The sequence below is a fragment of the Bacillus sp. FSL R5-0585 genome, from assembly GCF_038004545.1.
GTDB lineage: Bacteria > Bacillota > Bacilli > Bacillales > Bacillaceae_G > Bacillus_A > Bacillus_A cereus.
In genome coordinates this window covers 32,635-55,614 of record NZ_JBBORJ010000001.1, presented here as the reverse complement: position 1 = coordinate 55,614, position 22,980 = coordinate 32,635, and the positions used below count along the sequence as shown (strand labels likewise).

Genomic DNA, 22,980 nt, shown 5'->3' with positions numbered 1-22,980 from the left:
GAACTATAAAAAAAACTAGAGATACCTCTAGTCTTTTACTTCGTCTCACGATGTAACGTTACTCGCTTTAATCGTGGACAATATTTTTTTAGTTCGATGCGTTCTGGATTGTTTCGTTTATTTTTTTTAGAAATGTAATTACGATCGCCGCACTCCGTACAAGCTAATGTAATATTTACACGCATATTTATTTCTCCTTTCTTTCAAAAATCGCAACTAAAACGTAATGATTACGATTTATATATTATAAAACTTGATTCTATTTGTCAATTGCAAAAACAAGAAGATTCCATTTAGAATCCCCTTGTTTTTTATAGTTAAATAAATTTTGTCCCGCATTAACGGCCAATAAGACCCTCACTAATTTAAAGTTTCACTTTATTAAAACGATTCGTATGTAACAAACTCACTAATCGGCTTTCGATATCCTCGTGGGCGAGTTTTAGTCGTATCACTTTTTCCTATCGTAATCATTAAAACAGGTACTATATGCTCCGGCATATTTAATTCACTTTGTACTGCTTTTTCATCGAAACCAATCATTGGACATGTATCATAGCCATAATATTTAGCTGCGTACATAAAAGTCATCGCGCTTAACGAAGCATTTCTAATCGCTTCATCCTCCATGAAACGCTCTCCTTTTCCTTCATATAAACCTTTCGTTTGCCTAATTGTATCTTCATATTCACATTCATCAATCATTTTTAAAACTTTCATACCGAAGTAAATATTTTCAACATTTTGGTATGCTTTTTTATCACCACAAACGAGCACTACCGCTGATGCACTCGATACTTTATATTGACCGAAAGCTAATTCTTTTAATCTTTCTTTTCGCTCTTGATCACGAATTACAACATAATGTGTGTGCTGCAAATTATAGCAAGATGGAGAAAGCTTAGTTAACTCAAATATTTTTTTAAAATCCTCATCAGGGATTTCTATACCTTGTATAAATTTCATTGCAGAACGTCTAGCAATTGCTAATTCTTCAAAGTTCACCATATATCCTCCTCAATAACTATAAATTCAAATATACATTAATTTATACAAATAGATAAATCAAATAAAAACACTTTAAATCCGAATAATAATTATGATTAACAGCAAAAAAGACAAAAAGCTGAAACAATTAGTTCATACGAAATTCACACGAATCTATTACTATAGAAACTGTACATAGTGAACTTATTAACAATCACGTTTATTTATATAAAATCTTACTCGAAAGGAGTTGAAAGTATGAAAACTAAATATCGCTTTATGATCTCATCATTTGCTGCTTGCGCTTATATGATTTGGTATTTAGTATAATAACGACCTCACTTGCAAATAGGAAAAGGTGTGTATATAAATGGAATATAATCAATCAACAGTTAACTACTGGAAAGCTTTTGTATTACCATATACATTTGCTTTAGAAGAGTTAAAAACTAAATTTGAAATTATGAACCGGGAAGCTCAATTTCTAGAGGATTACAACCCGTTTGAACATATAAAAACAAGACTAAAACAACCTGAAAGTATTATTAAAAAACTAGAGCGCAAAAGCTTATTACCAACAGTTGAAAACGCTCAAACACATTTACAAGATATTATTGGTATTCGTATTACATGTTGCTTCGTAGAAGATATCTATCATTTGAAAGAAGTCATTCAAAAACGCGAAGATATGGAAGTCATAGAAGTAAAAGATTATATCGCTAACCCAAAACGAAACGGATATAAAAGTTTACACATGATTATTAAATACCCTTTATCACTAAATTCTGGTACAAAAGATGTATTTGCAGAAATTCAGTTACGTACACTAGCAATGGACTTTTGGGCAAGTTTAGAACACAAACTTTATTATAAATATGAAGGGAAAATACCGGAGTATTTAAAAGATGAACTACATGATGCAGCAATGAAAGCTGAAGATCTTGATAATAAAATGGCCACAATCCGTCAAGATATTGATGATATTGAGGCATGCTCAAATCAAATTATGCTACCACTATAAAAAAAGGTTCTCGCCAATGAGAACCTTTTTTCTACCATTTTGGGAAGTACGACTCCTACACTTATTAAAGTTTCACGTTATTTTTTCTCTATTGTTCGAACCTCTTCAATCTTCCATTTATCCTCTTCTTTTCCAAGGGCATACTGTACTTTCTTTTGAAGAGTGATACTGTCGTCTACTTCCTTTTCTTTCGTTTCAACAATAACATACCCTACTTTACTAACTTTCATATCTATATGTTCCAATTCAATTTTCTTATTTCCCTTTTGAAATGCGGCTTCTTTTTGTGTTTTTAAGTCTTCAGCACTAGGCATCTTCTTTGAAAATAACTCCATATGTTCTGCAAGATTTTTTTCATTCGTCGTTCGCACAAATGTATGAATAACATCTTGAATAGATCTCTCTTCTTCTTTTGTTATTTGTACCTTTTCCTCAGTTTTTTTAGTAGTAGATTTTTGTTCTACATTATTCTCTTCTTGTTGACATCCGACTAGTAATACTACAAATACTAAAAGGAATCTTAATTTCCTAAATAACTTTTTCATATTCCCAACTCCTAAAAAGAAAAGTGAGGCATTTCGCCTCACTTTCGCTCTTAATTAGCGTCTTCCTTTATTCGGATCGCCACCACCAACAATATCAAAGACACGTTTCGCTATATTTGTATTCTCTTGAACGCCAGAGAACAAGTATTTACCTGGACCAAATGCATATACGTTCACATCTTCCCCTGTATGTCCACCCGTTGTCCAGCCTGTAACCGAGCGCTTATTGAAAATATCTTCAATTGCATTATCAATCTTTGTTACATCTTTTGAAGGAGCTATATCATTTACAGCTTGAATTTCTTCTGGAGTTAATTGTAAATCAATATACTTTTTCAATGTTTCTTCTACATTTGCACCTTTTGCAATCTCATTTGCCATAAAGTCTGGTGTACGCTTTGCAGCTTTAATTGGATCTACTTTAAAGTTATACTCGCCATTGGCACCTAAAGATAATCCACCAGTAGCGTGATCTGCCGTTGCAACAACTAACGTATTTTTATCTTTTTTCGCAAACTCAATCGCTGCTTTGAAAGCTTTTTCGAAGTCTTCCATTTCACTCATTGCACCAACAATATCATTATCATGTCCAGCCCAGTCGATTTGACTTCCTTCCACCATTAAGAAGAAACCATTTTTATTTTTGTTCAAACGCTCAATTGCTGCATTAGTCATTTCTTCTAATGAAGGTGTTTTCTCATTACGGTCAATCATTTTATCTAATCCACCTGGTGCAAATAAACCAAGAATTTGATCATTTTTATCATTTAACAATTGATCTCGATCCGTTACATAGCTATAACCAGATTTCTTGAACTCTTCTGTAAGATTACGATCTTTTCTAACAAAGTTCTTTACGCCGCCGCCAAGCATAACATCTACTTTATGCTTCCCTTTAATTTTCTCATCAAAATAATCATTTGCAATTGCGTCCATATTTTTACGGCTAATGTCATGCGCACCGAAAGCAGCTGGTGTTGCATGTGTAATTTCAGAAGTTGCAACGAGTCCCGTTGATTTCCCTTTTTCTTTCGCTTGCTCAAGAACTGTTTTCACTTCCGCTTTATCATTATCAACTGCAATTGCAGCATTATATGTTTTAATCCCTGCTGACATAGCTGTTGCTGCCGATGCAGAGTCTGTAATATTTTCATGTTCATCTTCTGGGTATGTTTTTTGTGTTCCTACAAGATGCTTATCAAATTCTGTAGATTCCATTTCAAAGGTTTTTGGATTATCTTTCATATAACGGTGAGCCGTCATATATGAAGGGCCCATACCATCCCCAATTAATACGATAACATTTTTAATCTTTGCATTGCTTCCGTTCTCATCTGCATTAACCTCACTAGAACGAGTAAAATTCCATGTTGCTACCGAAGTAACTGCTAATGATGCCACAACTGCAAATGGCCATGCTTTTTTCACAAACTTTTTCACTGTCTTGTCCCCCTAATTAGGTTATTCATTTCCCACTATCAAATTTAATGGAAGACTATTAAGAGAAAATTAGCTGTATGTAAATTTTTTGTTAACTTATGTAAATATCAGTTATAATTTGTATAACTTTGTCTTTTTGTATCAATCATCCCGCCCTTTACAATTTAAATATAAACAAGTTGGATTTCATTTAACGTAAATCTCTTTTTTTACATTTTGACTCTATTTTTATGAAAATAAATAGAAATGCGGTGAGCCTTTATGAAAATAGTAAAGCTAAATGAGTCTTTTATTTTTGAATTACTTAATCTTTGCAAATCTGTTGGATGGTTACACGATGAAATTTTTATGAAAAAACAATTCGAAATGTATCTTTCTATCGGCACACTTGTAGGTTACATTCATGAAAACAAACTCATTGCGACTGGAGGAGTATTTCCCTTTCCAAGTAACTTCGCTTCCATTGGTATGTTAATCGTTCACCCTAATTTTCAAGGACGCGGATTAGGGCGCATGTTGCTAAATCATTGCTTGGAACAAATTCATCCAAAACAACCCATTGCACTTATTGCGACAAAAGCTGGCGAACCTCTATACACATCATGTGGATTTCAAACAGCAACAACGATTCATCGTTTTGAAAAGCAGACTATTAAGACGTATCCTTCTCACTTACAACAAGTACAAGAAGAAGACCTTATATCTCTTACTTCTCTGGATCAAATTGCAACTGGTATGAATCGTTCTCTACTTTACTCTTTGCTATTACCAAGGGCCGTATACTCTTTTAAAATTGAAAGAAATAACTGTATAGAAGCTTTTTCATTATGCATACAAAAGGGCAATATATTATGTATCAATCCACTTATCGCCAATCAAGAAGAAGATGCTATCCAATTATTAAAAAAGATATGTGAATGTTGGAATGGTATAGTACGAATTGATGTTCCACACTCACAATTTACATTTCGTCAATTTCTTCAAACAGAAAATTTCCAAGAAACGCTCCTTTCACCTCTTATGATAAAAAATGGTAGCCAACTTCCTGGAAATCGTAATATGCTATTTGCTATGATAGATACAGCGTTATGTTAGAAAGGAGACACCTAATTGAAGCGATTTAGCTATTTTATGGTAGGTTGTCTTACTCTTACACTATTAGTAGGATGTAGTGCAGCAGAAAAGCCAGTAGAACAAGTAAAACAAGTTAAAAATACAATTACAGCGAAACTAGCTACCGAGGAAAAAATGGTAGAAATAGATGGTCAAACCATTTACTTTAAAAAGATTGGTAATGAAAAACCACCTTTACTTATGATTCATGGCTTTGGAGGGTCATCAGATGGTTTTCAAAAGATTTACTCCGATTTAGCAAAAGATCATACAATTATTTCTGTAGATGCTTTAGGATTCGGGCGCTCATCTAAGCCAATGGATTTTTATTATTCTTTTCCAACTCATGCAAATTTGTATTATAAATTAATGAAAAAACTAGGGTATGATTCATTCGCAATACTGGGGCATTCCATGGGGGGAGAAATTTCTCTAAATTTAACATATTTATATCCTGAAGCAGTTACTCACCTTATTTTAACTGATGCTACAGGTGGCCCTCATACATTCGTTAATAAACAAGGCTCACCAAAACCACAATTGTCGACTGATTTAAATGCCGTTTCTTCTATTACAGATTATGATGAAAGCAAAGTGAAATTCAAACGTAATGATGAAGAGCATTATAATAAAATGAAATTATGGCCTAGACGTCTTAAAATTAATGCAAATGAAATAAAACAGCCAACTTTAATTATATGGGGCAGAAATGATAGTAGCGTTTCCTGGAAAGAAGGAGAAACGTATCATCAATTCTTAAAAAATAGCACTTTACATATTATTGAAAAAGGTTATCATGCACCATTTCGCCAAGAACCACAAGAATTTGTCGGGTATGTAAAAGATTTCTTTAAGAACAATCCGATTAAAGTTGAAAAATAACATAAACGGGTATCTCAAAATGAGATACCCGTTTTCATATATTAAGCAGCTTGCTTTTGGCGTTTTGGAGTTTTTGATCCTAATACTTTCGGGATAACGAAGCCATCCATTCCAAATTTCCCAGCGTTCATACCGGAAACAAGAACAAACATAGATAAGATAACCATCTCAGGGTTCACACCAATTGACCCACTAAACATATAGGAAAAGTTCATTACAAGACCAAAAAAGACCGCTGTTTTTGTTAAACAGCCTACAATTAAACCAATTCCGACTAAAATTTCTCCCCATGTTACAAGTGTATTAAACAAATCTACATTTGGAATTGCAAATTCTTGTAAGAATGATGCCCACCAAGATTGAACAGCCGGTTGTGCACCTTTAGATTTTTCAATTGCCCCTTGCAAATAACCTGTTGCATCGAATCCTTTTCCTTGTAGTTTACCGATTCCAGCCATTAACCATGTGTAACCAAGATATACTCGAATTACTGCTAATGCAAAAGAAACTGCTTTGTTTTCTCTTAAAAATTGAATAGCCATATCTTCCTCCTAAAGTTGTAATTAAGTTAGTTACAGATAATATAATAACATTAGTTACTTATTTTTCAAACGTTAATTATGAATAATCTGTGACATGCGTATGAAACATTAAAAACTAACGTTTATATAGTAACTTTTATTACCTGTAAAAACTTGAACATATCATACCACAAGTGATAACCATTTTCATTGAAAAAAATGTAAAAAAAATGTGAGTTAAATGTGAAACACGTTTATTCGAATATAGAATAAACGTGTTTCACACTAATTATAGAATCGAAATGTATGTGTCTCCTCATCAATTAAACTCGCTTCTTGAAAGGCTTCTTCTAACGTTTTCCCATGGTTAATAACCCCATAAAATAAGCGTATAGTAAACATAAGTGCTGCATTTCCATCTACATAATCAATCGATCCAATATATGATTTCGCACCACTACGTAAAAAAGATTTTGCTAGATTTTGCTCCCCTAACGTGCACCCGCTATTGACAATATGTGTATTATGCAATTTTGCATATTCATAAATTTCTTCTGCACCAAAATACCCTCTCGGTTCATCTTGTTCATATACTTCTTCGCCTAACTCTTCCATGACAAACTTCCCTTCTTCACCATGAAAGCAAAAAATAATATAATTAATATCATTAAATAAGTTCTTTCCAGAAAGAACTCCCACAAAATCTTTCGGTCTACCAATCCAATATGTCACAACCCTTGCACCAAAATATTCAAGAGATGCTCGTATTGATTGCGCCTCTAAATCCGAATTAAAACCAACTACTAATGCAATATTCAACAAACAACCTCCATCCTATAATCAGCCCTTATCAATCAGACTTTTATGGGATACATCCATTTCATATATACCTGTTTCTTTCAAAAAATCTGATCTAGTTAAAACGACTTTCTGTAAATATTGCCTATATGCTGTAATTGTTCCATCGTGAGATACAATACAAATTCTTTCCGCACCCAGTTCATAACACCAAAGAAGAAATTCATCTACTATTTGCTGAAAACTATTCTCTGAAATAGTGTTTATACCTTCCTTCCATAACTGATTATTTGAGCTTTTCTCTATCGAAAAATGCGGAAATAACTTTGTTATCATTCCCTGATCTACTATATAATCGCACGGTAATGTTCTCGCTTCTTCTCGATAAGGAAAAATACGCGGAGATACATATGGATGAACGATTTTTTGACAAGCAACTTTCGCACTCCATATTGTCGCCGTTTGCAAAGTTCTAAGTGTAGGACTAGCAATTAATATATCCGTCTCTTGTAATGGCACATTGCATTGAAGTAATTTAGCCTGATTCCTTCCTTCATCCGTCAATGGCGGATGAAGCACTTTTAAACTTGATGGCAAATCCCTTGTATGTTCTCCTTCCCCGTGCCGAACAAAGACGATTTTCATCCCCTTCCTCCTCTCATTATGAAATCCTCTTACATATTTCTTCCCTATCTCATACTTTATTCCTGCTATATGAAAACCAATATGTAAAAAACATTTGACATGAAACTTTGTAAAATATTACAATATTATATGTAAAAAACTTTTTACATATAAAGGAGAATTACATATATGAAATGGATAATTGTCTTTATTGGAATGATTGTATGGGGATATATAAACGGCTTCTTTAGTAGTGATAAAACTGCTAATCCTTGGATTACAGATGATGAACGTGAAACAAAAATTAAGCAAAAAGCAATTACGGCAAGCTGGTCCGGTGTTTTTATGTTTTGTACCATTAGCCTCTTAAATAAATGGTTAGGTTTAAGCACAAACGATAAATCACCGTACTTACCAGACACTATCGCAGCTATTTTAAAAGAAAATGTAGAGTTACAAGTTTTACTCATGCTATTTGTTATGTATGGAATATTTTACTTACATTATCGAAGAAAATTAAGTGCCTAACTTCTAACTCATGATTATCCTCCTAAATGGTTATAGTAATCATGACAAAATGAAAGGAGAGATATAAACATGAGTAACTCGAATGAATTTTTAGATACACTACATGAAAAACAAGCAAAAGATGAACAAAATAGAAAGCGCCAAGGGAACGGAAACCCAGCGAAAAAAAAGCCAAATAAAACACATAAATAACAATTAAAACTGCCTAAAATGATTTTTTAGGCAGTTTTTTTATTCTTCTTTCACCGAGATAACATTTCCCCAATTCCATTTCTCATAATACCACGCTGGTACATCTATATTTTCAATCCACTTCTTTTCCTGCTTCCGATCTTTATGAGCAAGCCATACATCCGCTTTCTTACGGTCTGAACGTATCCAAATTAATTGATTACTCTTCTTCATGAAGATCGGGTGGTAATCCCCTTGCTTGTTCGTTTTCTTTGTGATTTGATGCTGTGCATTACTTGTACTATCGACCTCATATAAAGATGGTAGTGGCCTTTTTTCTGGTGGAGTTTCTATCCCTGCCTCTTTTGCTCGTGAAACGATAATTACTCTATCGTTCTTCCATACAAAATCCCAATCAACATATCCTTTCGGCGTAAATATGTTCTGCTGAAGTGCTGGCAATTCCTTTACTTTTAAATGTTTATTTTCTAATGCAACTCTTCCGCTCCCTTCAATATAAGCTAATATATTTTTTGATGGTGCCCATTGAAACCATTGTGCGTTTAATAACATTTGATCTACTTTTTCAAACCGACTGCCGTCTGCACGAACTAAGCAAAGCGTATTACTATCAGCTGACCATGAAGCTGTCGGTACTGCTAAAAATGAAATCCACTTTTGATCTGGTGACCACTTAAAGCCACTTGCTACTAGCGCTAGGAAATCATCGTGTTCATTTGGCAATGCATACAAATGCTTCATTTTGTGAGGATTCATATGTGCATCTTTTTGCACTTCATATAGCTGAGCCCCTGTCCATCCTGTTGGAAGTAAGTGCGCTTCAGAGGATACAAGAAAGTTCTTTCCATCGGGGTACCATGCATAATCCCCTACACCAGCCGATACATTTTCAAAATCTGCATTCTTTTTTTCTACATCAAATGTATTTAATGTACCTGTAAATATAAATGCAATTATATTTTCTGTTGGTGACCATTGATAATTCGATGCTTCTGAGTGAAACGGCGTAACTTTCTTTCCATCTTTCAGCCGATATAACTCAAGAATACTTTGTTTCTTCCCTTTTACATACGCTAGCCATTCCCCATCATATGACCACTTCGGCCCTGTTATGTACTCTCCTTTTGTAATCTGTATTTCTTTCCCATCAACTTTAATCCAAAGATTATGATGACGAATAAAAGCAACTTTCACACTATTATTTTCTGCACTAGTAATAGTGATAGAACATAAAAACATAAACAACACTACACTACTACTTACTATTAGCCTTTTCATACCATCACTCCATTTCCCTCATAGCATTCCTCACTTTATCCCTACAATATGTGAAAAATATCGATTCGACATAATCAGAAAAAATTTCCCAAGAAATTTTCAATCCATAGAGGATTGGTATGAATTATGTCGAAAGTATAGTTTAGCCAACATTTATATGTATAATTTCTAACTAAAATGCAAGATTTTATTTCTGAATATTGGCACTTTTTTATTAGGGGGAGTATCAATGAAAAAAACTACATCTACACTATTAAGCATGGCGCTTGTCTTTTCTAGTTTTGGAGCTTTAAGTGCTCATGCTGAATCACTACAAAAGGAGAAGCAATTTAGTCCACAATTAAAAACAACGATTGAACAGTGGGGAGAACATAAAATCGCTCAAAATGTTGAAACGAAAACAACAAAAGAAATATCAGTAATTGTAGAATTACAACATGCACCTCTCGCTGCTCAAAGTAATATTCAGCATGCTCCAGATTTACAAAATAGTAATGCACAGTCTTATCATGCTGAGCTCAAAAAAGCACAAGAAGATACGACTAAGAAAATAAAAGAAAAAGCACCTGGTGCAAAAATTAAAGAAGTGTATAATACGTTATTTTCCGGATTCTCTATTTCAATTCCTGGAGATCAAATTACCTCTCTTGCCTCTTTACCTGAAGTAAAAGCAGTCTATCCGAACTTAACATATAAATTGCATGAAACATCAAAAAGTGCTATTAACGAAGAAGCACCAAATATCGGCGGACCGACAATTGGTGCACCTGAAGCGTGGAATTTAAAAGATCCATTTGGCAAACCGCTTGATGGAAAAGGCATGAAAGTAGCCATTATCGACTCTGGCGTAGACTATACACACCCTGACCTAAAGGCAAATTATATCGGTGGATATGACACGGTTGATGAAGATAACGATCCAATGGATGGTAACGTACATGGTACTCATGTAGCTGGAATTATTGCGGGTAACGGAAAAATTAAAGGCGTTGCTCCAAACGCTTCTATTCTAGCCTATCGTGTAATGAATGACGGTGGAACTGGTACAACAGATGATATTATCCAAGGAATTGAGCGAGCAATTCAAGATGGTGCGGATGTGCTAAACCTCTCCCTTGGGCAGGATTTAAATGTACCTGATCAGCCTGTAACATTAACGTTAGAACGAGCAGCGAAACTTGGTGTTACTGCTGTCGTTTCAAATGGAAATGACGGACCAAAACCTTGGTCTGTTGATGCTCCCGGTAACGCAAGTAGTGTCATTTCTGTTGGAGCATCTACGGTTTCTATCCCGTTTCCAACATTCCAAGTAACTGGTTCCAGCAAAACATATCAAGGGTTACCATTATCAAAATCCGATTTTCCAATAGGAAATGATTCTCCTCTTGTATATGTTGGTTATGGCAATCCAAGTGATTATGCAAAACAAGATGTGAAAGGGAAATTCGCACTTATTTTACAAGGTACTTCTAGTACATTAGTAAAAGCAGAACAAGCGAAGCAAGCTGGTGCACTTGGTGTGTTATTAATCTCTAGCGAAAAAGAAATTAATATGATGCCGGAATATTTTTCACGTGAACATCTAGCTGTCCCAGTAATGCAATTATCAAATACAAATGGGGAAGAATTAAAAACTTTAATTACAAAACGAAAGAAAAATATAAAAATTGGACAACCAAAGCAAACAGAACTTATCGGTAACTTTAGTTCAAGAGGACCATCACAAGGAAGTTGGCTAATAAAGCCTGATGTTGTTGCACCTGGAGTACAAATTACTAGTACAGTACCGCGAGGCGGCTATGAATCGCATAACGGAACAAGTATGGCTGCTCCGCAAGTAGCTGGAGCGGTTGCCCTCTTGCGTCAAATGCATCCTGATTGGACGACAGAACAATTGAAAGCGGCTCTTGCCAACAATGCCAAAACATTACATGATGTCAATGAAAATGCATACCCTGTTATGGCACAAGGATCTGGTTTAATTAACATTCCGAAAGCAGCTCAAACAAATGTATTAGTAAAACCTAACAATGTCAGCTTCGGTCTTATTAAGCCCAATAGCGGAAAAGTAAAACTGACGCAAAATGTTACATTACAAAACCTTTCTAGTAAAAAGAAAAGTTTTTCAACTCGTGTGGAATTACTAGATGCAAACACAAACACAAAAGTAAGAGCTTCTGTCCCTTCATCGATTAGCATACAACCAAATAGTAGTACCGAAAAACCATTTACTATCAATGTAGATAGCTCACTACCACAAGGTGTGTATACTGGAAATGTATATGTAAAAGAACAAGGGGCAAAAGAAGAAATTCGAATTCCATTCACATTTAGTATCGATCCTAAAGATTATAAACGTATCGATGGACTTGAAATTATTAATTCTACTTTTAGCCCAAATGGCGACCACGTACTAGATGATAATCTCATCAACTACTATTTAGTTGCGCCTGTGGATGATGTCACATTGCATGCAAATTTAGTTACGAAAGAACGTGTAACGTATCAAGGGATTATCCATCAAGCTAAAAATGCAACTCCTGGATACAAACCTTTCAAATGGAATGGTACAAAAGCCGATGGCACTCCTTTAGCTGACGGACTATATCAAATCGAAGCAGTTGCTTCTAATTCTGGCGGAGAAACAAAACAAACAGCTGCTGTATTTCTTGATCGAACTGCACCTAAGTTAACATACGAAGTTGACCAAGAAAATCTCGTAATTAAAGGAAAAGTTGATGATATTCTACTAGATTGGATGTCAGAATCTGGTTGGATAGCACCTGGTATTCCAGTGAGAATGCAATATGAAATTAATGGAAATGGTGTATGGGACCAGGCATTCTTGAACCCTTGGGAGAAAAGCTATGACATTTATTTCGATCGTACTCAATTACAAGAAGGAAAAAATACTATTCACATTGTAGCAACTGATGCAGCTGGCAATACCTCTAATTTAACTGTTAATTTAGAAGTGAAATAAAGTGAAACTTTAATCAGTGGAGATTTCGTTCATCCCCACTGATTATTAGCCTTCACCAATCGGGAGTTACGGGCAGTTAATCTCCCCTCTCACTTCTTTACTCCAACCGAATTTTGAGGTAGGAATTTTACTGCTCATTAACACGGGATAAAAAATTTTTGTTGACAATTTTTTTAATATAGTTTTATAATACAAAACATAGTTTAGTTGAACGAATTATATATCGGCTTTGAAGGAATACTAGTAGCGACTTATATCACTGTCTCAGAGAACTGATGGTTGGTGCGAATCAGTACATATACAAGCGTGAATTACAATTCTGGAGCTTCTTTCCCGTAATGCTTTTTATGCATGAAGAGAAAGACGGATCTTTCCGTTATCGTAAAGTGAGTGGTAAACAATTAGTTGTTTACAAATAGGGTGGTACCGCGATTTTTATCGTCCCTATCGGATTTTCCGATAGGGACTTTTTTGCGTCCATCCTCTTACACAATTTCATATATACGCGTTGAAAGAATCGCAGTAGTATCTTATATCCCTGTTACAGAGAGCTAATGGTCGGTGGAAATTAGCACATATATAAGTATGAATTACAATTCTGGAGCTTCTTTTTCGTAGTGCTTTTATGCATGAAGGAAAAGACGGAATTTTTCCGTTATCATTAATTGAGATGTAAGTATATTTTCACTTACAAATAGGGTGGTACCGCGATTCTTTCGCCCCTATCGGACTTTCCGATAGGGGCTTTTTCTATTTCTCACAGAAACAGATGTTAAATAATTCCGAATCTTATGATAAAATTTTATAAGCGCTTACAAAAATGAAAGGAGGTGATACAAGCTATACGAAATCGATATTCAATTTTATTGAAAAAAAGGAGGATGTCTAAATGACAAAGAAAACAGAAATTCCATCACATTTAAAACCATTCGTATCCACACAACATTATGATCAATACACACCGGTGAATCACGCTGTGTGGCGTTATATTATGAGACAAAATCATAGCTTCTTAAAAGAAGTTGCTCATCCAGCCTATGTGAACGGACTACAATCATCTGGTATTAATATAGATTCAATTCCAAAAGTAGAAGAAATGAATGAGTGTTTGGCACCAAGTGGCTGGGGTGCTGTAACGATTGACGGACTTATTCCCGGCGTAGCATTCTTCGATTTTCAAGGACACGGATTATTACCAATCGCAACAGATATTCGCAAAGTAGAAAACATCGAGTATACACCTGCTCCAGATATTGTACACGAAGCTGCAGGACACGCACCTATTTTACTTGATCCTACATATGCAAAATATGTGAAACGATTTGGACAAATTGGTGCAAAAGCTTTCTCTACAAAAGAAGAACATGATGCATTCGAAGCTGTTCGTACATTAACAATTGTAAAGGAAAGCCCTACTTCTACTCCTGATGAAGTTACAGCTGCTGAAAATAATGTACTTGAAAAACAAAAGTTAGTTTCTGGCTTATCAGAAGCAGAACAAATTTCACGTCTTTTCTGGTGGACAGTAGAATATGGATTAATCGGAAATATAGATGCTCCAAAAATATATGGTGCTGGCCTCCTTTCTTCTGTTGGCGAAAGCAAACATTGCTTAACAGACGCTGTAGAAAAGGTTCCATTTTCTATCGAAGCATGTACAGGGACAACTTATGACGTAACAAAAATGCAACCACAACTATTTGTTTGTGAATCCTTTGAAGAATTAACAGATGCGCTTGAAACATTTTCTAAAACAATGGCCTTTAAAACAGGTGGAAAAGAAGGTTTAGAAAAAGCAATTCGCTCTGAGAACTATGCAACAGCTGAGCTAAATAGTGGATTACAAATTACAGGTACATTTAGCGAGACAATTGAAAACGATGCAGGTGAATTAATTTACATGCGAACAAATTCGCCAACGGCATTAGCGCTTCATAATAAACAGTTAGCGAATCATTCTACTTCTGTACACAGTGACGGATTTGGAACACCGATTGGATTACTTACTGAAAATATTGCATTAGAAAATTGTACAGACGAACAACTACAATCATTAGGAATTACAATTGGAACTATCGCTGAGTTTACTTTTGCAAGTGGTATTCATGTAAAAGGAACAGTAACAGATATTGTAAAAAACGATAAGAAAATTGCTCTTATTTCCTTTATCGATTGCACAGTTACTTATAACGCCCGCGTTTTATTTGATGCTTCATGGGGCGCATTTGATATGGCTGTTGGCTCACAAATCACTTCAGTATTCCCAGGTGCCGCAGATGCTGCAGCATTCTTCCCAATGGATGAAGAAATTCAAGAAATTCCTGCTCCACTTGTGCTGAATGAACTTGAACGTATGTATCAAACAGTTCGAGATATTCGAAGTGAGGGGATTTTACACGACGCGCATATCGATCAATTAGTAGCAATCCAAGAAGTATTAAATAAATTTTATGCGAAAGAATGGTTGCTGCGCCTTGAAGTATTAGAGTTACTTTTAGAGCATAACAAAGGGCATGAAACATCTGCAGCATTACTACATCAACTTTCTACTTTCACAACTGACGAAGCTGTAACACGCCTTATTAACAATGGTCTTGCGTTACTTCCAATAAAGGATGTGAAAAATGATGCTAAGATTAACTGAAGAAGAAGTTCACGAGGAATTATTGAAGGTAGATAAATGGATGGTAAAAGATGAGAAATGGATTGAACGAAAATATATGTTTTCCGACTACTTAAAAGGAGTCGAATTTGTCTCTGAAGCCGCCAAACTATCAGAAGAACATAATCACCATCCATTTATCCTTATCCAGTATAAAGCAGTTATTATTACTTTGTCATCTTGGAATGCAAAAGGTTTAACGAAACTAGATTTTGAGCTTGCAAAACAATTTGATGAACTATTTTTACAAAATGAAAATGCAATTATTAGAAAATAAAAAAGAGAAGCCTTTTTAGGCTTCTCCTTTTATTTGGAAATGGATACAATGTCCAAATGGATCCTCGACTTGTAATATTCCATCTTTGTACGTAGCAATCTTACCAATATTTTTTAAGCTTTCACATACTTGCTCTTTTTGTTTTTCATCCGCTAATACAATTGTGAAATATTTCAAACCAACAGAACCTGGCATTTGCGGTGGTACCCCTTCACCTTGCCATGTATTTAAACCGATATGGTGATGATAGCCACCTGCTGATACGAACAAAGCTCCATTACGAGCTGGGATTGTTACTTCAAAACCAAGACCATCAACATAGAAACGTTTCGCTTCCTCTAAATCAGCTACATGGAAATGAATATGCCCCATCACAGTACCAGCTGGAAATCCACTCCATGTACTTCCTTGCTGCAATAATTCTTCACCAGCTAACGGGTTACTAACAAATGGGAGCTCTCCATTCTCATCACGCCAAACTTCTTTTTGTCGATCATGATAAATTTCAATCCCGTTTCCATCTGGATCAGCTAAATAAAGAGCTTCACTAAAGTAATGATCGGCCCCGCCATGTAGTGGATATACCATTTCTACAAGATGACGAAGAACATTCGCTAAATCCTGCCTACTTGGTAATAAAATTGCGTAATGATATAACCCTGTTCTTCCTCTTTGCTTCGGAAAAGCTTCTTTTTTTTCTTCAATGATAAGAAGTGGTTCATCATTTTCATTCCCAAATGTAACGACTGCTTTTTCTTCTTTTAGCACCTTCATACTTAGTACTTCCGTATAAAACTCTAGTGATTTCTTTACATTAGATACGTATAAATGAACAACATCCAGTGTTGTATCGGGATGAAGTTGAAAACTCATCTTGTTAGCCCCCCATTTAAATTAGTTCTTCTTTGACATTTTTTCTTTTAAGAAATTATCTACAAAACCATCAGCTTTTGCAACAAATAAGTATGCACCCATTGCTAATAATGCAAGTTCTAATTCGAAACCAGGATTTTTTCCATCTCCCAATAAACCAGCTGACCATTTCACTTTTACGATTGCTCCAACCATAACAAGTGCAAATAATAATCCAATATATCTTACACCTAAACCTAGAATTAATAATAGGCCTCCAACTAATTCAAATGTTGCTACACCGTATGCAAGTCCTCCTGGTAAACCAATGCTTGTAAACCACCCTGCAATATTGTCAATTCCTGATTGGAATTTTGTTAAACCGTGCATGAAGAATGTTACCCCTAACACGATACGAATAATTAAGTTACCAATATGTTGATTCATTTCTTTCTCTCCTTTATAGTTTTCTTATACAAAACTTTTATTTACATTACAAAACATACACTAATTTTTTTTATTCGTCAATTCATTTTCACTGGGAAAAAATATATTTTTTTTGCTATGATACAAATAGTTGTTTACAAAAAGGAGCTTGATTTTATGAATATTGGTTCTGCAATACGTGAAATTCGTCAACGTAGGGGCATAACAATCGCACAAATTTGTGAGGGAACAGGTCTTTCTAAAGGATTTATGAGTCAGGTTGAAAATAATAAAACATCACCATCTATCTCAACTTTAGAAACGATCTCCAATTTTTTAAACGTTCCCCTTCCCTATTTATTGTTAGAGCAAAAAGATCGATTAAAAATTGTCAAAAAAGAAGAACGGAAATACAGTGTATACGGCAAAGATGAGCAAAGAATTGAACATGTTGCGGAGCAAGGGGGCCTTCGCCTATCTTTAGTAGAAATCCCTACTGGATTCCCGAAAGAAAACTCACCAAATGCCCATGAAGGGGAAGAATGTCACCTTGTATTACGCGGAAAACTAGAAGTTCAGCACGGTGAAGATATTGCAATTGTAGAAGAAGGTGATTCTTTCTCATGGAATGCATGCGTTCCTCATATTGTTCGTAATATAGGAGAAGAAACTGCATTACTACTCATCTCTAGTTATGCGGAAAATCGAAAACGTGTTTACTAAATAATAAAAAAGAAGCCTGCTAAACAGGCTTCTTTTTTATCCCCTTATAATTCCATAACTTGTCCCAACTAGTACAGTCTTTTCGTGTTGATTGCGATAAACTGACTCGATTGAAACTTTTTTATAGCCTTCCATTTGCTCAACATTTGTTAAAGTTAATTCACAAGTGATTGTATCTCCTGTGAAAACTGGTCTAATAAACTCACTTACTAATTCTCTTGCTATGTAATGTAATTCTTCCCCTACTTTCGTACCAATGCTAGCAGTCAATAAACCATGGACCATTAATCTTCCATTTTCATCATATTCCACATGGTGTCTACCTTTATCTCCGGTAATATTTGCAAATTCAAACACCTCTTCCTCAGTAAATCTTCTTTCATATTTAAATACATCCCCAACTTTTATACTCATTTTTATCCCCCTAATAATAAACAGAATTTTCTTTTATTTTATCATAAAATGTGCCTCAATCCATTCTCTATTATCAAATCCTCAAAATTACCTCGCTAAACTTTTACTTTTCATTCATTTATCGGTGACCATCTCTTTTCGCGACTTGATATCCATAATACGCACATGTTCCATTTCTCGATAGCTCTCTAACTTCAAATCCACAGCTTCTATAAAAATCAAAATTGTTCGCAGAAGTATGTGCAAACCAATCACCATGTGGTAGCTTTTGCAAACAAAGAGCGACAAGTTTCTTACCTAATCCCTTCCCTCTATATTCACATTTCACAACTAAATTTACTATGTTCGCGACCATGATTCCATCAGAAATGACTCTAACCATCGCAATCATCTCTTCTTCATCCCAAATTGTGAATGCCCATGTTGAATTTTCAAATGCTATCGTGAATTTTTCAATTTGCCAAGAAGGGATATTATCATTGCTCCAACCGGCATCTTCGAATAAAGTCTTAATTGCATATGCAGGTACACCATTCGTCCCCTCACGAATAATAAGTCCATTATGATAAATGTACATGTAATCCCCCCTTTATTTTTATATACCATTCTTCAAAAAATACAATTAACCTTTTTTCATCCAACGCGCCTAATGGAATAAACGAGAACATCCATCCCATGAAATGAAGTTGTTTTCTCATAACTAAGCCCCGTTTTTCTAGCAACAAAGATTGAGGCGGGGTGGTCCGGATTAATAAGAGAAATCAATTTATTCATTCGTAACGCTTGGAAGCCATAGTCTCGAAATGCTGCCGCTGCTTCTCTCGCATAGCCTTTTCCCCAATACTGAGGTAATAACCAATAACCAATTTCAATTTCCTCTTTTCCATCTATCTGCTGCTTTACTAATCCTGCATGACCAATCCGTATCCCCGTTTCCTTTTCAATTAATACAAATAAACCGAGGCCGTTTTTATAGCTAGGAATTACCCACTCTTCCAAACTTTTTTTACATTGCATATATGTTTTTAAATTCCCATTTCCAATATAGCGCATTACTTTTTCGTTTCCCCATAGTGAAGCGTAGAACTGTAAATCATCCATTGTATATTTACGAATTTGTAAACGGTCTGTATGAAACATTCCTTCACTCCTTTCTACTAATTTCTTCTTAATTTCACAATCATATTTTGTATGCATAATAAGTGTTACCATTTATTATAAATGAATCAACCACATAACACAGAATATTCAATCTTATAGAAACAAAAAAAGCAGTAGACAAATATTGTCCACTGCATCCATATCATAACTAGCATAAAGAAAACTACAATTGAGGGGGGTGTAGGATTTTCAAATATACTAGATACTTATCCCGTTCTAACGGGCGGTAAACTTTCCAATTGTTTCAAGTGAAAAGTTTACCGCACATAAGAACCTCCTTCGTTCATTAAGATAGTATTGCTAAATAATCATATACACGCTTAGATTTCTCTCCACCCATTCGTGCATGTTGAAGAAGAGAAATACCATGAGGACCAGATGCGCGCAATGCTTCTGGTTGAGCTACTAAAATAGCTTGTACAACTTCTAATTCACCAAGCATAGCTGCTGCAAAAATATCCATCCGAGCACCCTTTTCTAGTAAATAAAGAGCAATATCTTTACGACCTACATGTGCCGATGCGCCTAACGCACTTTCCCAATCTGATCCACCCCAATTATAAGAGGCGTGAAGTAAGCTTGGTGATTCAACCAATAGCTCTTGTACTTTCTCTAAATCCCCGTGAGCTGCCATAACAAATTCTCTTACTAATTCAATGGTAATACGCTCTTCTGTTTGCATCGCTCTTCTCCCCTTTTAGAAATTCGTTTGGGTGTAAAAAAAGGCTTGTCACTTCCCTGAAAAATATCTACATCTATGCCAAATACATGTTGAAACATTTCATGGCATAGTACTTCTTCTGGTATACCATCATACTGAATTTTCCCTCGCTTTAATACAAGTAAACGATCGCTATATTGAGCAGCTTGGTTAATGTCATGTAAAACCATTATAATTGTCATTCCAAACTCCTCATTTAATCGTTTCACAAGTTCCATTACTTCCAACTGGTGAACGATATCTAAAAAGGTTGTTGGTTCATCCAATAATAAGACATTTGTACGTTGCGCTAGCGTCATCGCAATCCAAGCACGTTGCCGTTCCCCTCCTGATAAAGAATGTAAAAGACGATATTCATACCCTTCAAGATTTGTAACAGACAATGCCCAATCAACAATTTCTTCATCTTCTTTATTTAAGTGGCTACTCCATGATTTATGTGGACCTCTTCCGAACTCAATTAGTTCTTTCACTGTTAAATCTAATTGATGATCATGCATTTGTGGTAACATTGCTAATTGCTTCGCTACATCAGCACTCTTCATCATATGAATATTTTTCCCATCTAAAATGATGTCCCCTTCGCTTTGTTTCAGTAGCCTTGCTATTAAACGAAGCAAAGTAGATTTTCCCGATCCATTCGGACCAATTAAACTAACGATTTCTCCAGCCTTAATATGTACATTCATATTTTGCATTTGAAATCTTTCAGAGTGTGCGTAAAACACTTTGTTAACGGAAATCACTTTGTTTTCCTCCTCTATGAATTAAATATAAGAAGAACGGACCACCTAAGAAGGACAGTAAAATACCAACAGGCAATTCGATTGGGTCAAACCAACTTCGAGCTATTGCATCCGCAAAAACAAGTAATACCCCGCCGCCAAGGCATGATAAAGGTAGCAAATATCTATAATCATTTCCAACTAATAAACGTAGCATATGTGGTACGACAAGACCGACAAATCCAATAAGACCAGACACACTTACTGCAATTCCAGCTAATAATGTACTTACTACGATTAAATAAAACCGACTTTTTTCCACGTTATGTCCTAATAACTTTGCCATTTCATCTCCAAGCATTAACACTCGAATATGCTTAATACCAAAGAAAGCTAATATAATGGCGAATATTGCATAATAAATAATCATATTTAAATGTGCCCAACTTACACCACCAATACCACCCGCTAGCCACGGTAACACCGATTGTACTTTGTCACTATGTAATAACATTAATGCTGACGTTGCTGCACCAATTAATGCATTGATCGACACCCCTACTAAGACGATTCTTGAAGGTGGTGCCCCTTTTTGCCATGATAAAGCATAAATAACCATCGCTGTTATGAAAGCTCCTAAAAACGCCCCTAGTGGTAAAAAAGCTAGATGCTGTGGGAATAAAATCATGATGACAATTGCTACAAGGCCTGCCCCAGATGAAACTCCGATAATACCAGGATCTGCAAGAGGGTTTCTCATAACTCCTTGTAGCAGTGTACCAGATGCAGCTAAACATGTTCCTACTATAAACCCAATGAACACTCTCGGTATGCGAAGATCCCATACAATTCGATGAACTGTCGAACCTTCATCTTGTATACCCGTTAGAATATCTCGTACAGAAAAGGATAAACTTCCTGCGAAAAGACCGTAAAAGAGACCTAGGATTGTTAATACAACTAAAGTAACTGCTATTATCCATCTTTTTTTCGCAAAAGGATGTTCCTTTTCTCTTACTACTTCACTACTTTCCATAGTATCATTTCCTTACATCTTGTATACTTTTATACATAAAGTCCATTGCTTCTGTAACTTTTGTACCAGGATTAGATCCAAATAAATCAGGTGGCAAAATAACTACGCGGTTTTGTTTTACTGCCTCTAAATTTTTCCACGCTTCATTTTTCATCATTTCGCCTTCGAATGCTTTTTTCACACTTTTTGGATCTCCGTGTGTAATTAAATAAATCACATCTGGATTCGCCTCAATAATACGTTCTACACTTAGCTGTGCATATTGCGGATATTCTTTCGTTTCTGGAAAATCAGAAGCAATATTTTTTCCGCCTGTTTTTTCTAAAATATCACCTGATAAAGATGTTGGTAATGCCGCTAAATAAGTTCCTGGTGCGCCATACACTAGCAATGCTTTCACATCGCTCTTTTTCTCATATTTCTTCATTTGATCATTCATTTTTTGATTAATTTCTTTTGCTTTATCTTCTTTCTTCATTACCGTTCCATATAATTCAATATTTTTTTGAATATCTTGTACAGAATTCGCAGAAGAAATGATAACTTGCGTTCCTTGTCCTTCAACCGTTGGCACATTCTTTTGGAATCCATTGTTAGCAACAAGTACATCGGGCTTTAAACTAGCAATTTGCTCAAAATTCGGTTGATGTGCATTCCCAATTACTTGTGCTTTCTTTAGCTCATCCGGAAGAGTTAATTTCGTATCCGGGCGACCTACTATTTTTCCACCTAAAGCATGAATAATATCCATGTCCCCCATACTTAATGTTGCAAAACTTTCTGGCACTTTATCGAATGTTACCTTTCTTCCTGATAGGTCGGTAATTTCGATTTTCTCTTTTCCTTTTTCTGTTTTGGTTGCAGACGCTTTTTCGTCCCCTTTGGCACTGCAACCTATTAACAAGAAAAAAATAGATAAAATCGCTGTAAATAGCGTAATAGATTTTTTCATTTCTTCACCTCTAATTGATAATGATAATCATTAACTACTATTATACTTTAATTGATAAGGATTATCATTGTCAACACGAAACACATATATTTTCCTACAAAAAACAAAAAGCGCGACAA

General features: G+C 35.3%; 26 protein-coding genes and 2 other annotated features. Of the genes, 9 read left to right on the top strand and 17 right to left on the bottom strand.

The features are described from left to right. Positions 1-35 precede the first annotated feature (35 nt). Together rpmG and MKY38_RS00290 are read right to left on the bottom strand one after the other, a co-directional pair. The gene (rpmG, locus tag MKY38_RS00295) at positions 36-185 is read right to left on the bottom strand and encodes a 50S ribosomal protein L33 (protein WP_001265617.1); all 150 of its coding nucleotides are present in this window, start codon (positions 183-185) and stop codon (positions 36-38) included. Positions 186-381: 196 nt separating this feature from the next. Then, complete coding sequence (locus tag MKY38_RS00290) at positions 382-1,008, bottom strand: nitroreductase family protein (protein WP_000245978.1); 627 nt, start codon at positions 1,006-1,008, stop codon at positions 382-384. A 349-nt stretch (positions 1,009-1,357) separates the two neighbouring features. Here MKY38_RS00290 and MKY38_RS00285 point away from each other — a divergent pair, with 349 nt between their 5' ends. After that, entirely contained in the window at positions 1,358-2,008 is a 651-nt protein-coding gene (locus MKY38_RS00285) for a GTP pyrophosphokinase (protein WP_000456230.1), read from the top strand. Positions 2,009-2,085: 77 nt separating this feature from the next. On the opposite strand, the gene MKY38_RS00280 is transcribed toward MKY38_RS00285, so the two are convergent. Then, positions 2,086-2,553: a hypothetical protein gene (locus MKY38_RS00280; RefSeq protein WP_000732796.1), complete on the bottom strand. Its 468-nt coding sequence runs from the start codon at positions 2,551-2,553 to the stop codon at positions 2,086-2,088. Positions 2,554-2,607: 54 nt separating this feature from the next. Then, positions 2,608-3,993 (bottom strand): alkaline phosphatase, encoded by a 1,386-nt coding sequence (locus MKY38_RS00275; protein WP_000714912.1) that lies wholly within the window; start codon positions 3,991-3,993, stop codon positions 2,608-2,610. Positions 3,994-4,254: 261 nt separating this feature from the next. Between MKY38_RS00275 and MKY38_RS00270 the strand changes: the two genes are divergently transcribed. Then, positions 4,255-5,088, top strand: a complete 834-nt coding sequence (locus MKY38_RS00270; protein WP_065222837.1) for a GNAT family N-acetyltransferase — start codon at positions 4,255-4,257, stop codon at positions 5,086-5,088. Between the two features lie 15 nt (positions 5,089-5,103). Continuing rightward, entirely contained in the window at positions 5,104-5,988 is an 885-nt protein-coding gene (locus tag MKY38_RS00265; protein WP_000819810.1) for an alpha/beta fold hydrolase, read from the top strand. 41 nt (positions 5,989-6,029) lie between these two features. On the opposite strand, the gene MKY38_RS00260 is transcribed toward MKY38_RS00265, so the two are convergent. From MKY38_RS00260 to MKY38_RS00250, 3 genes are all read right to left on the bottom strand, one after another. Beyond that, complete coding sequence (locus MKY38_RS00260) at positions 6,030-6,530, bottom strand: DoxX family protein (protein ID WP_065222836.1); 501 nt, start codon at positions 6,528-6,530, stop codon at positions 6,030-6,032. A gap of 264 nt (positions 6,531-6,794) precedes the next feature. Further along, on the bottom strand, positions 6,795-7,331 hold the full coding sequence (locus MKY38_RS00255; protein WP_065222835.1) for a delta-aminolevulinic acid dehydratase: 537 nt from the start codon (positions 7,329-7,331) through the stop codon (positions 6,795-6,797). An 18-nt stretch (positions 7,332-7,349) separates the two neighbouring features. Further along, positions 7,350-7,952, bottom strand: coding sequence for a histidine phosphatase family protein (locus tag MKY38_RS00250; protein ID WP_078385131.1), 603 nt, complete (start codon positions 7,950-7,952; stop codon positions 7,350-7,352). A gap of 168 nt (positions 7,953-8,120) precedes the next feature. Between MKY38_RS00250 and MKY38_RS00245 the strand changes: the two genes are divergently transcribed. Continuing rightward, the gene (locus tag MKY38_RS00245; protein WP_000871150.1) at positions 8,121-8,459 is read left to right on the top strand and encodes a hypothetical protein; all 339 of its coding nucleotides are present in this window, start codon (positions 8,121-8,123) and stop codon (positions 8,457-8,459) included. Between the two features lie 69 nt (positions 8,460-8,528). Beyond that, complete coding sequence (locus tag MKY38_RS00240; RefSeq protein WP_000071866.1) at positions 8,529-8,651, top strand: DUF4023 domain-containing protein; 123 nt, start codon at positions 8,529-8,531, stop codon at positions 8,649-8,651. A 39-nt stretch (positions 8,652-8,690) separates the two neighbouring features. On the opposite strand, the gene MKY38_RS00235 is transcribed toward MKY38_RS00240, so the two are convergent. Continuing rightward, the gene (locus MKY38_RS00235; protein WP_000825732.1) at positions 8,691-9,929 is read right to left on the bottom strand and encodes a TolB family protein; all 1,239 of its coding nucleotides are present in this window, start codon (positions 9,927-9,929) and stop codon (positions 8,691-8,693) included. 229 nt (positions 9,930-10,158) lie between these two features. Between MKY38_RS00235 and MKY38_RS00230 the strand changes: the two genes are divergently transcribed. From MKY38_RS00230 to MKY38_RS00220, 3 genes are all read left to right on the top strand, one after another. Further along, a complete protein-coding gene (locus MKY38_RS00230; protein ID WP_078439794.1) occupies positions 10,159-12,912 on the top strand; it encodes a S8 family peptidase in 2,754 nt (917 codons plus the stop codon). 220 nt (positions 12,913-13,132) lie between these two features. Continuing rightward, positions 13,133-13,361 (top strand) — a binding site (T-box leader). A 50-nt stretch (positions 13,362-13,411) separates the two neighbouring features. Further along, positions 13,412-13,639 (top strand) — a binding site (T-box leader). Positions 13,640-13,801: 162 nt separating this feature from the next. After that, positions 13,802-15,556 (top strand): aromatic amino acid hydroxylase, encoded by a 1,755-nt coding sequence (locus tag MKY38_RS00225; RefSeq protein WP_065222831.1) that lies wholly within the window; start codon positions 13,802-13,804, stop codon positions 15,554-15,556. Next, positions 15,537-15,851: a 4a-hydroxytetrahydrobiopterin dehydratase gene (locus tag MKY38_RS00220; RefSeq protein ID WP_000979538.1), complete on the top strand. Its 315-nt coding sequence runs from the start codon at positions 15,537-15,539 to the stop codon at positions 15,849-15,851. Before MKY38_RS00225 ends, MKY38_RS00220 begins: the two co-directional genes overlap by 20 nt. A gap of 15 nt (positions 15,852-15,866) precedes the next feature. Here the strand turns inward: MKY38_RS00220 and MKY38_RS00215 are convergent, their stop codons facing one another. Then, positions 15,867-16,724, bottom strand: a complete 858-nt coding sequence (locus MKY38_RS00215) for a VOC family protein (protein ID WP_000009844.1) — start codon at positions 16,722-16,724, stop codon at positions 15,867-15,869. Positions 16,725-16,745: 21 nt separating this feature from the next. After that, on the bottom strand, positions 16,746-17,150 hold the full coding sequence (locus MKY38_RS00210) for a DoxX family protein (RefSeq protein ID WP_001071553.1): 405 nt from the start codon (positions 17,148-17,150) through the stop codon (positions 16,746-16,748). Between the two features lie 156 nt (positions 17,151-17,306). On the opposite strand from MKY38_RS00210, the gene MKY38_RS00205 reads away from it, so the two are divergent. Further along, positions 17,307-17,852, top strand: coding sequence for a helix-turn-helix domain-containing protein (locus MKY38_RS00205; protein ID WP_001020693.1), 546 nt, complete (start codon positions 17,307-17,309; stop codon positions 17,850-17,852). A 36-nt stretch (positions 17,853-17,888) separates the two neighbouring features. Here MKY38_RS00205 and MKY38_RS00200 read toward each other — a convergent pair whose 3' ends face one another. The 7 genes from MKY38_RS00200 to MKY38_RS00170 form a co-directional block, all read right to left on the bottom strand. Further along, positions 17,889-18,266: a MaoC/PaaZ C-terminal domain-containing protein gene (locus tag MKY38_RS00200; RefSeq protein WP_000025015.1), complete on the bottom strand. Its 378-nt coding sequence runs from the start codon at positions 18,264-18,266 to the stop codon at positions 17,889-17,891. Positions 18,267-18,384: 118 nt separating this feature from the next. After that, entirely contained in the window at positions 18,385-18,843 is a 459-nt protein-coding gene (locus MKY38_RS00195) for a GNAT family N-acetyltransferase (protein ID WP_000276114.1), read from the bottom strand. A gap of 56 nt (positions 18,844-18,899) precedes the next feature. Then, complete coding sequence (locus MKY38_RS00190) at positions 18,900-19,478, bottom strand: GNAT family N-acetyltransferase (RefSeq protein WP_114555861.1); 579 nt, start codon at positions 19,476-19,478, stop codon at positions 18,900-18,902. Between the two features lie 235 nt (positions 19,479-19,713). Beyond that, positions 19,714-20,109, bottom strand: a complete 396-nt coding sequence (locus MKY38_RS00185; protein ID WP_001192763.1) for an ankyrin repeat domain-containing protein — start codon at positions 20,107-20,109, stop codon at positions 19,714-19,716. Next, positions 20,076-20,894: an ABC transporter ATP-binding protein gene (locus MKY38_RS00180; RefSeq protein ID WP_000626525.1), complete on the bottom strand. Its 819-nt coding sequence runs from the start codon at positions 20,892-20,894 to the stop codon at positions 20,076-20,078. Before MKY38_RS00180 ends, MKY38_RS00185 begins: the two co-directional genes overlap by 34 nt. After that, the gene (locus MKY38_RS00175; RefSeq protein ID WP_044795987.1) at positions 20,881-21,909 is read right to left on the bottom strand and encodes a FecCD family ABC transporter permease; all 1,029 of its coding nucleotides are present in this window, start codon (positions 21,907-21,909) and stop codon (positions 20,881-20,883) included. Before MKY38_RS00175 ends, MKY38_RS00180 begins: the two co-directional genes overlap by 14 nt. Before the next feature lie 4 nt (positions 21,910-21,913). Next, the gene (locus MKY38_RS00170; protein WP_000748454.1) at positions 21,914-22,861 is read right to left on the bottom strand and encodes an ABC transporter substrate-binding protein; all 948 of its coding nucleotides are present in this window, start codon (positions 22,859-22,861) and stop codon (positions 21,914-21,916) included. Between the last annotated feature and the right edge of the window lie 119 nt (positions 22,862-22,980).

Excerpts from the sequence above, each read along its gene's own strand:
- MKY38_RS00215 (WP_000009844.1), bottom strand. The coding sequence starts at position 16,724 with ATGAGTTTTCAACTTCATCCCGATACAACACTGGATGTTGTTCATTTA.
- MKY38_RS00245 (WP_000871150.1), top strand. The coding sequence starts at position 8,121 with ATGAAATGGATAATTGTCTTTATTGGAATGATTGTATGGGGATATATA.
- MKY38_RS00195 (WP_000276114.1), bottom strand. The coding sequence starts at position 18,843 with ATGTACATTTATCATAATGGACTTATTATTCGTGAGGGGACGAATGGT.
- MKY38_RS00260 (WP_065222836.1), bottom strand. The coding sequence starts at position 6,530 with ATGGCTATTCAATTTTTAAGAGAAAACAAAGCAGTTTCTTTTGCATTA.
- MKY38_RS00230 (WP_078439794.1), top strand. The coding sequence starts at position 10,159 with ATGAAAAAAACTACATCTACACTATTAAGCATGGCGCTTGTCTTTTCT.
- MKY38_RS00200 (WP_000025015.1), bottom strand. The coding sequence starts at position 18,266 with ATGAGTATAAAAGTTGGGGATGTATTTAAATATGAAAGAAGATTTACT.
- MKY38_RS00210 (WP_001071553.1), bottom strand. The coding sequence starts at position 17,150 with ATGAATCAACATATTGGTAACTTAATTATTCGTATCGTGTTAGGGGTA.
- MKY38_RS00250 (WP_078385131.1), bottom strand. The coding sequence starts at position 7,952 with ATGAAAATCGTCTTTGTTCGGCACGGGGAAGGAGAACATACAAGGGAT.
- MKY38_RS00235 (WP_000825732.1), bottom strand. The coding sequence starts at position 9,929 with ATGAAAAGGCTAATAGTAAGTAGTAGTGTAGTGTTGTTTATGTTTTTA.
- MKY38_RS00220 (WP_000979538.1), top strand. The coding sequence starts at position 15,537 with ATGATGCTAAGATTAACTGAAGAAGAAGTTCACGAGGAATTATTGAAG.
- MKY38_RS00240 (WP_000071866.1), top strand. The coding sequence starts at position 8,529 with ATGAGTAACTCGAATGAATTTTTAGATACACTACATGAAAAACAAGCA.
- MKY38_RS00285 (WP_000456230.1), top strand. The coding sequence starts at position 1,358 with ATGGAATATAATCAATCAACAGTTAACTACTGGAAAGCTTTTGTATTA.
- MKY38_RS00270 (WP_065222837.1), top strand. The coding sequence starts at position 4,255 with ATGAAAATAGTAAAGCTAAATGAGTCTTTTATTTTTGAATTACTTAAT.
- MKY38_RS00185 (WP_001192763.1), bottom strand. The coding sequence starts at position 20,109 with ATGCAAACAGAAGAGCGTATTACCATTGAATTAGTAAGAGAATTTGTT.
- MKY38_RS00290 (WP_000245978.1), bottom strand. The coding sequence starts at position 1,008 with ATGGTGAACTTTGAAGAATTAGCAATTGCTAGACGTTCTGCAATGAAA.
- MKY38_RS00225 (WP_065222831.1), top strand. The coding sequence starts at position 13,802 with ATGACAAAGAAAACAGAAATTCCATCACATTTAAAACCATTCGTATCC.
- MKY38_RS00205 (WP_001020693.1), top strand. The coding sequence starts at position 17,307 with ATGAATATTGGTTCTGCAATACGTGAAATTCGTCAACGTAGGGGCATA.
- rpmG (WP_001265617.1), bottom strand. The coding sequence starts at position 185 with ATGCGTGTAAATATTACATTAGCTTGTACGGAGTGCGGCGATCGTAAT.
- MKY38_RS00170 (WP_000748454.1), bottom strand. The coding sequence starts at position 22,861 with ATGAAAAAATCTATTACGCTATTTACAGCGATTTTATCTATTTTTTTC.
- MKY38_RS00190 (WP_114555861.1), bottom strand. The coding sequence starts at position 19,478 with ATGGTAACACTTATTATGCATACAAAATATGATTGTGAAATTAAGAAG.
- MKY38_RS00175 (WP_044795987.1), bottom strand. The coding sequence starts at position 21,909 with ATGGAAAGTAGTGAAGTAGTAAGAGAAAAGGAACATCCTTTTGCGAAA.
- MKY38_RS00280 (WP_000732796.1), bottom strand. The coding sequence starts at position 2,553 with ATGAAAAAGTTATTTAGGAAATTAAGATTCCTTTTAGTATTTGTAGTA.